The organism is Mycoplasma collis ATCC 35278 (genome assembly GCF_000701825.1).
Taxonomy (GTDB): domain Bacteria; phylum Bacillota_I; class Bacilli_A; order Mycoplasmatales; family Metamycoplasmataceae; genus Mesomycoplasma_A; species Mesomycoplasma_A collis.
In genome coordinates this window covers 1-10197 of record NZ_JNJY01000023.1, presented here as the reverse complement: position 1 = coordinate 10197, position 10197 = coordinate 1, and the positions used below count along the sequence as shown (strand labels likewise).

Annotated in this window: 10 protein-coding genes; 4 read left to right on the top strand and 6 right to left on the bottom strand. The window is 24.5% G+C overall.

From position 1 onward, the window contains the following. Positions 1-251: 251 nt before the first annotated feature. The 6 genes from T403_RS0103720 to T403_RS0103695 all read right to left on the bottom strand — a co-directional run bounded on the left by T403_RS0103720 (position 252) and on the right by T403_RS0103695 (position 6398). Positions 252-1421, bottom strand: a complete 1170-nt coding sequence (locus T403_RS0103720; protein ID WP_033161476.1) for a hypothetical protein — start codon at positions 1419-1421, stop codon at positions 252-254. Between the two features lie 167 nt (positions 1422-1588). Beyond that, entirely contained in the window at positions 1589-2512 is a 924-nt protein-coding gene (locus T403_RS0103715; protein WP_033161475.1) for a hypothetical protein, read from the bottom strand. Between the two features lie 22 nt (positions 2513-2534). After that, positions 2535-3950 carry an Asp-tRNA(Asn)/Glu-tRNA(Gln) amidotransferase subunit GatB gene (gatB, locus tag T403_RS0103710; RefSeq protein WP_033161474.1) on the bottom strand — a complete coding sequence of 472 codons (1416 nt, stop codon included), beginning with the start codon at positions 3948-3950 and terminating at the stop codon, positions 2535-2537. Further along, positions 3940-5253 (bottom strand): amidase family protein, encoded by a 1314-nt coding sequence (locus T403_RS0103705; protein WP_033161473.1) that lies wholly within the window; start codon positions 5251-5253, stop codon positions 3940-3942. Before T403_RS0103705 ends, gatB begins: the two co-directional genes overlap by 11 nt. Continuing rightward, the gene (locus T403_RS0103700) at positions 5243-5566 is read right to left on the bottom strand and encodes an Asp-tRNA(Asn)/Glu-tRNA(Gln) amidotransferase subunit GatC (protein ID WP_033161472.1); all 324 of its coding nucleotides are present in this window, start codon (positions 5564-5566) and stop codon (positions 5243-5245) included. Before T403_RS0103700 ends, T403_RS0103705 begins: the two co-directional genes overlap by 11 nt. After that, complete coding sequence (locus T403_RS0103695) at positions 5550-6398, bottom strand: pseudouridine synthase (protein WP_033161471.1); 849 nt, start codon at positions 6396-6398, stop codon at positions 5550-5552. Before T403_RS0103695 ends, T403_RS0103700 begins: the two co-directional genes overlap by 17 nt. Before the next feature lie 92 nt (positions 6399-6490). Between T403_RS0103695 and T403_RS0103690 the strand changes: the two genes are divergently transcribed. Genes T403_RS0103690 through T403_RS0103675 form a run of 4 tightly spaced genes read left to right on the top strand, consistent with a single transcriptional unit; the run spans position 6491 to position 10137 of the window. Continuing rightward, complete coding sequence (locus T403_RS0103690) at positions 6491-8413, top strand: DNA topoisomerase subunit B (RefSeq protein WP_033161470.1); 1923 nt, start codon at positions 6491-6493, stop codon at positions 8411-8413. A gap of 19 nt (positions 8414-8432) precedes the next feature. Continuing rightward, complete coding sequence (gene ftsY, locus T403_RS0103685) at positions 8433-9524, top strand: signal recognition particle-docking protein FtsY (protein WP_033161469.1); 1092 nt, start codon at positions 8433-8435, stop codon at positions 9522-9524. Then, the gene (locus T403_RS0103680) at positions 9502-9756 is read left to right on the top strand and encodes a helix-turn-helix domain-containing protein (protein WP_240532070.1); all 255 of its coding nucleotides are present in this window, start codon (positions 9502-9504) and stop codon (positions 9754-9756) included. The genes ftsY and T403_RS0103680 overlap by 23 nt, the downstream gene beginning before the upstream one ends. A gap of 3 nt (positions 9757-9759) precedes the next feature. Beyond that, positions 9760-10137 (top strand): hypothetical protein, encoded by a 378-nt coding sequence (locus T403_RS0103675; RefSeq protein ID WP_033161468.1) that lies wholly within the window; start codon positions 9760-9762, stop codon positions 10135-10137. The last annotated feature ends 60 nt before the right edge of the window (positions 10138-10197 follow it).

Genomic DNA, 10197 nt, shown 5'->3' with positions numbered 1-10197 from the left:
TTTTTTTATTGCTTTTTTTATAAATATTTTGTTTATTTAATAAAAAATTGTAAAATAAAAGCACAAACACAAAAGTGTTGCGCTTGAATGTTCATTTTAGGTAATATACAAATTATATTTTTATTATGTTGCAAACAATTAAATGTTATTTTTATTATGTTGTCCACAAATAATATATATTATTTAATTAAAAATGACTTAAAAAGTTTTTAACAATTAAGTAGAACTTTTCTAAGTAGTATTTTCCCAAATTATTTTAATAATTCATATTCAAATAATTTGGAAACAATATAAATATCATAATATTTACTCACCATTTTGTTTAATTTGTTAAGTTCTGTATTTAGAATATCGTTCATTTTAAATGTTTTATTTTTGATTAAATTAAATAACTCTTTATTACACTCTTTGTAAATTTTATTTCCCAATTCATCTCTTTTGTAATTAAGATTAAATTGTTTGTTAATTTGAGCAACACCATAAACAAGCTCTTTATCATAATTTAAAATTTCGTTGCATTTAGATATTTCATTTAATTGAAGAACAAATTCTGGGCTTTTTAAAATTTTGTGAATTTTAAGAAACTGTTTTAATATTTTATTTTCCTCTGTACTAAACTTATATTCGTTAAAATATTTATCCATTTCAGTTATGTAATGTCCAATTCTTTCTTCATCAATTAAAACATTTGAAAATGTTAATTCGTTTTGCAAAATTTTGTTTTGTATTTTAGATGAAAAAATTTCATTTTTATCACTCATAGCAACTCAAAAAGCACAATTTCGTAAAAATTTTATATCTTTTAAATATTTATTTTTTCCATCGCTTGTTGTGTAAATTACGTCCTTTTCTTTTCAATGGGTATGAGTATATTTTTTAGCGGCAAATAATGGTAGTTTTTCAAAAAAATTCTCTCTATATAATAATTTTTTAGTTCCATGTCCTTTTAAGTCTTCAAGTCTTCGCATCAGTCTTCCACTAGCGCTATCAAGATTGTATCCTGAAAGATTAAGCATAGCAATATAATTTTCTTTATCTCTTTGTTCTTTGGGGTCAAAATAAAAATTTAAGTTATTAAAAACTTTTTTTACAATTACATCCTCAAGTGGAAATGAAGTATAATTTTCTTGAGCTAATAACATAATCGGTTTTAAGGTAATGTGATTTAATTCTCTAGCTTTTTCACTATTTTTTCATCAAATTAATGATATAGCACTTTCGCTAGCATGAAAAAATTTTCTATTTAATAAATAGCCCTCTTTAAATTCCATATTTATTAAATGTTGCGATTTTCAATATTTAATAGGACTATATAAAATTAAACTATCTCCTTCTTTTTTTAAATAATACTTAAAAGCACTTCATATAAATTGGCTAGATAATTCATTAGCTATTCTACCATTAGTTACATTTTTAGTCATTTCATTTTTTACAAATGTCTCTCTAACTTTTCCTACCCCAATTTTTCTAAGGTTAGTAGTTTCGTCTCTGTAAGGAGGATTTTCTAAAATTATAACTGTACATTTTGGGTTCTCAATATATTCTTTACATTCTGGGAAAATATCTTGCTTTAAAGCATCTCCCCCATTTAAAAGTCCATCTTTATGATTCGGCTGGGGGGGATTATTAATTTTACTTTTTCACCAATACGTTTATTTAAAACAATTCATTCTCAAAGTTCATATGTCGAAACAATAGTGTGAGATAATTCTTCATCTGTAAATAACTCTTCTAAATTACCAGTTCCAGCGCATCTGTCAATAATTACATAATCATTACCTTTGGGTCTTTCATTTATTGCTTTTTTTACTAATTCATAAGAATATTTCGCATATTCTTTATGAGTATAAAACGCGCCCAATTTAGCTTTGTTATTAGGATCATTTAACAGATCCATAATATATTTAAATTCCTCTTCCTTCCCCTTTCAAGGATTGATGAATTGAGAAAATTCATTAGGTTTTTTTAATTCTTCAAAAAAATCAGTTTTATTAGCATTTGGAACAGATTTGTAATATCTTTCAGCTCAACCAACAACACAATATTGATCAATATTGATTTTAGTAAAACTAATATCATTCATTATTTTTAGAATTTCTTCCATTCCTTCTTTTTTAAAAATATTTTTAATAATTACAGGTTCGATGTTGTTTTCGTTTATAAAATCATTATTTTTTTTGCTTGCACCCCCAATATATATTTCTTCAATTTCTGAAATAAAATCAGCGGAATTATACAAAAATGCCTTTTCATCATTAAGTGAAATTAGCAAAATATTTTTAGGAATATTTTGGCCTTTAATTCTTTGTGAAGATAAATATTTAATAGCTTGAAATAAAACACTATTATAATTATTGATATGAATTTTAAATTCAAAAATAACACCTTTATATATTCCGTCAGTATTATTTATTAATTTTACATTTTCATCATTTTGATAATTAGGGTCTCAAATTCCAAATTTTGTAAAAAAAACTTTTTGTCCTTCTTTTTCAGTTGTATAATTAGCCATTATTTAATCCTATTTTTCTTTATTATTTAAACATTTTTTCTAAAATATTATTTAATATTTTATTTGCTAGTTGAGGATTTGCGCTTCCTTTTGTTTTTTTCATTATTTGGCCAAGTAAAAATTTCAAAACTCTTTCTTTTCTTGTTGTATATTCTTGAACAATTTCACTGTTTTCTTTTATTAATTCATCAATTATTTCTTTTATTTGATCATCATTTTCCAACTGCTTAATGTTGTATTTATCTACTAACTCATTAATAGTTAAATCTTCATTATTTTTATAAACAACTAATTCTTTTGCTTGTTTTGAAGAAATTTTATTTTTTGCTTCTAATTCTAATATTTCTCTTATATTTGATGCTGATATTTTAAGGTTTTTATAATCATAAACTTTTATTAAAGGCACAATTTCAGAAAATAAAAACTTTACACTTTTTGATTTATCACTAAAATTAATTTGTTCAAAAAAATTCAATAAATCAAGATCATTTATTAATTGTTCAATAAATTTATCAGAAATACCAAGATTTTTATATTCTTCAACTCATTCTCAGTGCATTTTTTCAATTTTTATACTATCAACAAAATCTTTTGTTAGTTTCATCATAGGGATGTTAGGTTCTGGAAAATAACGATAATCAATGCCATCTGTTTTTTCACGCATTACGATATTTTGTTGTAAATTATCATCAAATCTTTTAGTTTGCTGTAAAATTTCAACTTTATTTTCAAGTTTTTTGATTTGCTCTTTAACTTCTAATTCAATTGATTTTTTAATATTATTAAGTGAATTAATGTTTTTAATTTCAACTTTAACACCTAATTTATCTTTATCTTCACTGATAGAAAGATTTATATCAGCTCTTAAAGAACCTTCTTCTAACTTAGCATCAGATATGTTTAAAAATTTAGCAATTTTTATAATTTCTGAAACATATTCAGCAGCTTCATTAGCTGATTTTATTACTGGTTTTGTAACGATTTCGATTAATGGAACTCCCGCTCTATTATAATTTAATAAAGTTAAATCATCTTTGTGAATTTGCTTTGCTGTATCTTCTTCTAAATGAATTCTTTCTACCTCAATAACTTTTTCAACATCTTTATTTTTAATTTTTACTGTACCATTTTTTCCTATAGGTCTAAATTGTTGTGTTATTTGGAAACCTTTAGGTAAATCAGGGTAATAATAATTTTTTCTATCAAAAGCCAAATAATCATCGATTTCCATATTTAATGCTTTTGCTAATTTAATTGCTTTAATAACAGCCTCTTTATTAACTGTTGGCATTGTCCCTGGATAAGCGATGTCAACAAAGTTAACATTTTCATTTTCTATAGAATTAAAATCATTAAGTGCATTTGAAAACATTTTAGTTTTAGTGTTTAATTCTAAATGAATTTCAATTCCGATTGTAACATTATATTTACTTACCATTTTCAAGTTCCTTTATTTTTTCTTCTATTCATAAGCTGTAAGATAAAAGCTTTTCATCGTGATATAATTTAGCATCAATCGCAAGATTAAAAGGTAATTTTTCTTTTTCATCAGTTCCTAATTTTAAAGTTATTGAAGGATTTCAAGCTAAATTTGAAGCTGTTAAAATCGAATCAACATAATTAAATATTTTTGTTTCATTAATTAATGGTGCTATAGATGAAGCTGCTGGATAAATTAAAATATCATATTTAGAATGTATATCATCTAAATAATTTTTTATAATTCTTCGGATTTTTTGCGCTTTTAAAAACAATTCTTCTTGATTTTCTTTCTCTAAGAAAAATGAACCTAAAATAATTCTTTTTTGAACCATTTTACCTAAGTTTTTGCTTCTGCTATTTTCCATTATTTGTTCTCAATTTTCACCTTGTTCTCTTTTACCAAAAGCAATAGCATTTAAATTAGCTAAATTTGATGAAGCTTCTGAATAAGAAATAATTTCATAAACAGGCTTTACAGCTTTTAAAAGTATTTCATTAACTTCTACTTTTTCAACTGTTGTCTCCTGTTTTAATTTATTAATTAATTTGTTAAATTGATTAGAGATATAATCATCAACTTTTAAATCAAAAAAAGCAATTTTTAAAGGTTTTTTCTTTGCTGCATTATCAATTTTAACATCGATAGAAGTTAAATCTTTTTCATCTTTACCAAATAACACTTTAGCTATTTCAACACAATCAGCAACATTATGATTGAATCATGAAACTGTATCTAGCGAAGAAGCATATGCAAACATTCCATATCTTGAAACAGCTCCATAACTTGGTTTAAAACCAACTTTTCCAATATATGATGCCGGAAGTCTAACGGAATCACCAGTATCAGAAGCTAGTGCGAAACCAATATTTTTACTAAAAGTAGCAGCTGAACCTGAAGATGATCCACCTATTTTTCTTTTCAGGTCAAGAGGATGATGGATTAAACCATATGCAGAATATATTCCTTCTCCCCCTAAAGCTAATTCATCATTATGAACTTTAGCTACAAAAGATGCACCTTGATCTAAAAGCTTTTGGACTACTGTTGCATTATATGAAGGTTCAAAATTTTCTAAAAACAATGAAGATGCTTGAGTTTTTGCATCTTTTGTTGCAAAAATATCTTTGATTGTACAAACGACATCTTTTAACACGCCTTCATTTTTCTTGTTTTTTTCTTTATAAATAAAAGAAACAGAATTATTTTTGTTATTTTCCATTTCTTTTTTAGCTTCTGTTCAATTACCTTTAATTATCATTTTTTATCACCTTTTTTACAATAATAAAATCACTATTTTTTTCAGCCGCATTTTTTAAGATTTTACTTTTATTTTCTTTATAGTTTTTAGGTATATCCTCTCTTAAATTTAAATCTTCTAAATTTTCTATTCTTGTAAGTGGCATGACATTTGTTACATCAATTTCTTCAACCAAACTAAGTAAATCTATTAATTGATTGTAATCATTTTTCAAAAGTTCAATTGCTTCTTTACTAGGTTTTAACATAATTTTTTTAGCTAAATTTGTAATTTTTTCTTCATTTAATCATTGTTTTTTATCATTGTATTTCATCAATAATCTCCTTATTATTTAAATATTCTAAATTATTTTCTAAATTTAAAAATTTAATTTTTCATGAATGCAAAAATAATCTTTTTGCTTTGGTGCCCCCATATTTTAAATCCCCTTTCACAGGATTATTTAAATATTCTAAACTAACTCTTATTTGATGTTTTTTTCCTGTGATTAATTTAGCAAATTTTCTTCCATTTTCTTGATAAAAAATAGTTTTAGCAACAATATTACTTTTTTTAATAACAATCATTTTTTGATTTTTTTCATCTTTTTTTAAATTTAAAAAAACATTTATACTTTTGTTTAAAACAATATCCGATTCAAATAAATAAATTTTTTCAAAAAATTTTTGTTTATTTTTTAATTCAACTAATGATTGGTAGTTTTTTGCATAAACCATTATTCCAGATGTTTTTTTATCTATCCTATTTACATGAGAAGGAATAAAAGAATCTTTTTGTTGAAAATTTAAATAATTTAATATTTGTTTATCTAAACAATTAATCTCGCTGTGAATTGCAATATTTTGGCTTTTAGATACAACCAAAATATTTTGATCTTCATATAAAATTTTAAAATCATACTTTTTTTGATTCTTAGATTTAAAAAAAACGTTATTAATTTTACTTTTATCTAAACCATAAACTATAATTTCATCACCATTTTTTATTAAATAATTTTTGTTATTATTCCTTTTCGAATTAATAACAATTTCTTTTAATCTAAAAATTTTTTCTATTTTAGATTTAGGAACTTTATTTAAAGTTTTTATTAAAAATTTAAACAAAGTTCTACCATCATCGTTTTCAGTTGCTATAAATTTTTGCATAAAATTATTTTACTAGTTTAACAACTAATTGTGTAAAAAAAATATTTAATTAAGGTATAATTTAAAATATTATTTTAAATAAAGGTGGTATTATGAGTCATAATTATGATGCAAATAGTATTCAAACTTTAGAAGGCTTAGAAGCGGTTAGAAAAAGACCTGGAATGTACATAGGTGGAACAGGTTTAGTTGCTTTACATCATTTAATTTGAGAAATTGTTGATAATTCAGTTGATGAAGCTTTAGCTGGATTTGCTAACCAAATAAACATAACAATTTCAAAACAAGGTTATGTAAAAATTAGTGACAATGGTCGTGGAATTCCAGTAGGAATTAATGATAAACATGGAGTATCAGCTGCCGAAGTTGCGCTAACTATTTTGCATGCTGGAGGAAAATTCGATTCAGATGTTTATAAAGTTTCAGGTGGTCTTCACGGAGTTGGTGCTTCAGTAGTTAATGCTTTAAGTTCAAATTTAAAAGTATGAATTAAAAGAGATTCTAAAATTTATTTTCAAGAATTTGTAAATGGCGGAAATAAATTGGATGATCTTAAAATTATTGGTGAATGTGATGAAAATGATACAGGAACTACAATTGAATTTATTCCAGATTTTACTATAATGGAAAAAAACGAATTTAAGTTTGATATGATTGTTGATCGTATTAAGCAAACAGCGTATTTAACTAAAGGATTAAAATTTGTTGTAAAAGATGAAAGAGTTAATATTGTAAAAGAATTTTGTTTTGAAGGTGGGATTATCGATTACATTAGCGAATTAACTCAAAGCTATGAAAAAATAATTGAAAAACCAATTTATGCAGAAGGTGTATATTCAATAAATAACGAAACAAATCCAGTTAGTGTTGAAGCAACTATTCAATATGTTTTGGAAGATAGAGAAGAAATGCTATCTTATGCTAATAATGTTTACAACAAAGAAGGCGGAACGCATGAAACAGGGCTTTTTGATTCAATATCAAGAATTATTAATAATTATGCTTTAGAAAATAAAATTTTTAAAACAGAAAATGATAAATTTTCTCGTGAAGATCTAAAAGAAGGCTTATTTGCTGTTGTTTCTATTAAGCATAGTGATCCTATGTTTGAAGGACAAACTAAAGGAAAATTAATCAACAAAGATGTAAGAATAGCTGTAAATAAGATTTTTTCTTTACAATTTGAACGTTATTTAAAAGAAAATCCTTCTGAAGCTAGAAAAATTATTGAAAGAAATTTACTAGCACAAAAAGCAAGAAAAGCTGCAGCGAATGCTAGAGAAGCTACAAAAAGAAAAAACAGTTTTGAAATTGGTTCGCTTCCAGGTAAATTGGCTGATTGCACAACAAAAAATGCTGAAATAGCTGAATTGTACATTGTAGAGGGGAATTCGGCTGGTGGTAGCGCTAAAATGGGACGTGATAGACATTATCAAGCGATTTTACCATTAAGAGGAAAAGTTATTAATTCACAAAAAACAAGTGATGAAAAAGTCTTTAAAAATGAAGAAATATTATCATTAATAACCGCTTTTGGAACTGGTATTGGTAGTGAATTTAATATTAACAAGCTTAGATATCATAAAATAATTATAATGACTGACGCTGATGTTGATGGTTCACATATTAGAACATTACTTTTAACATTTTTATATCGTTATTTCAAACCTTTAATTGAATATGGTTTTATTTATATTGCACAACCACCACTTTATAAAATATCACAAAATAAAAAAGATTTTTATGCTTATAATGATAAACAAAAAGAAGAAATTTTAGCAAATTTAAAGGATAGTAAATATTCAATCCAAAGATATAAAGGGCTAGGTGAGATGGATGCACAACAACTTTGAGAAACCACTATGAACCCTTCAATTAGAAAAATGTTACAAGTGCAAATTCATGATGCAATGATAGCTAGCCAAGTTTTTGAGCAATTAATGGGTGGCGAAGTTTTACCTAGAAAAGAATTTATAGAAGAAAATGCTCAGTTTATTAAAAATATTGACTTATAAAATTTTCAAGGAATAAAAAATGAATTTTTTTAGCAAATTAAAAATTAGACTTTTCGGGGATGCCGAACAAAAAGAAAAATTAAAACAAGATAATTTAGAAAAAAAGATCCAAAAATTTGAAAAACAAAATCAAAAAGAATTAGAAAAAAAACTTGCTAAAGAAAATAAGATTAACAAATATGTTGCAGGTTTGCAAAAATCTAATATGTCTTTAACTGAAAAAATTAGAGAACTACAAAATTCCAAAAACAAAATAAATGAAGAATTTTTTGAAGAATTAGAAGAAATTTTAATTATGTCAGATATTTCATTTTCACTAGTTCAGACAATGATATATGAAATTAAAAAAGAAGTAAAAAACGAAAATATTGAAGATCCAAAATTAATTGGCGAAATTATAGCGGATAAAATTTATACAATTTATGCTAATAATTCTTTTGTAGACACTAATCTAAATTTTGTTGAAAACAAATTAAATATTTTTCTTGTTGTTGGTGTAAATGGAAGTGGTAAAACAACATCAATTGCCAAATTAGCAAAAAAATATCGCGATCAAAATAAAAAGGTTTTAATTGCTGCAGGCGATACTTTTAGAGCTGCAGCTGTTGAACAATTAGAAATATGAGCTAATCGAGCAAAAGCTGATGTTTTAAGCCCTAATGCAAATGAAAAAGATCCGGGTTCAATTGTTTATAGAGCTTTAGATAAAGCGATTAATGATAAATATGATTTATTAATTATCGATACAGCTGGGAGACTACAAAATAAAATTAATTTAATGAATGAACTAGCAAGAATTAACAATATAATTCAAAAGAAAGTTCCTGATGCTCCTCATGAATCGCTTTTAGTTATCGATTCAACAACAGGTCAAAACGGAATATCACAAGCTAAATATTTTAAAGAAGTTACGCCAATTTCTGGAATTATTTTAACTAAAATGGATGGAACAAGTAGAGGTGGAATTATTTTATCTATTAAAGATGAATTAGATATAAATGTTAAATTAATTGGTTTGGGTGAGAAAATGGAAGATTTACAAGAATTTGACTTAGATGCATTTATTTACGCATTAACAAAGGATTTAATTGACACAAAATCAGCAAATTAATAAAAATAAAATTAATCAAGAAGAAAAAAATAATTTTATTGAATTATTTAAAAAATATTCAAATTTTTTAACTCAAAGTCAAAAGCAAGTTTTTGAATTATATTTTTTTCAAGAATTAGCGATATCATCAATAGCGGAAATAATTGCTACTACTAGACAAGCTGCTTTTGATAGTTTAAAAAAAGCAAAAGATAAACTATTAAAAATAGATAATAAATTGAAAGGAAAATAATTTATGTGATTAACTATAGGTCAAATTATAATTTTCTTTTTTTGACATTTTTTCTCTTGTTTAATTTTAGTTTACAGAATTAAAAAACCTTATATTCAATTTCGTAAAACCCATGTTTGAGGGAAAATTGAAAAATTTAATTTATTAACTTTTAATACTTATGTTTTCGCTTCGTTAGGTGGACTTATTATCTTGATTTATAATGTTTTAAACAAAATTCCTATTTTTGAATTAGCTGTTTTTATCTGTGTCTTAGCAATTCTAGTTTATATAACAATTGTAAGTTTTTATATATTAGAAATTTATGTATATTTAAAAGTAAAACAAAATCCATTGTGACTATATAAAGAAAAAAATTATAAAGAAACTATAAAAGAATAAAAATAAATATGAATATTTAACTTGTTTTTAAAAAATTAAAAGCAAGTTTTTTTTTTTTTT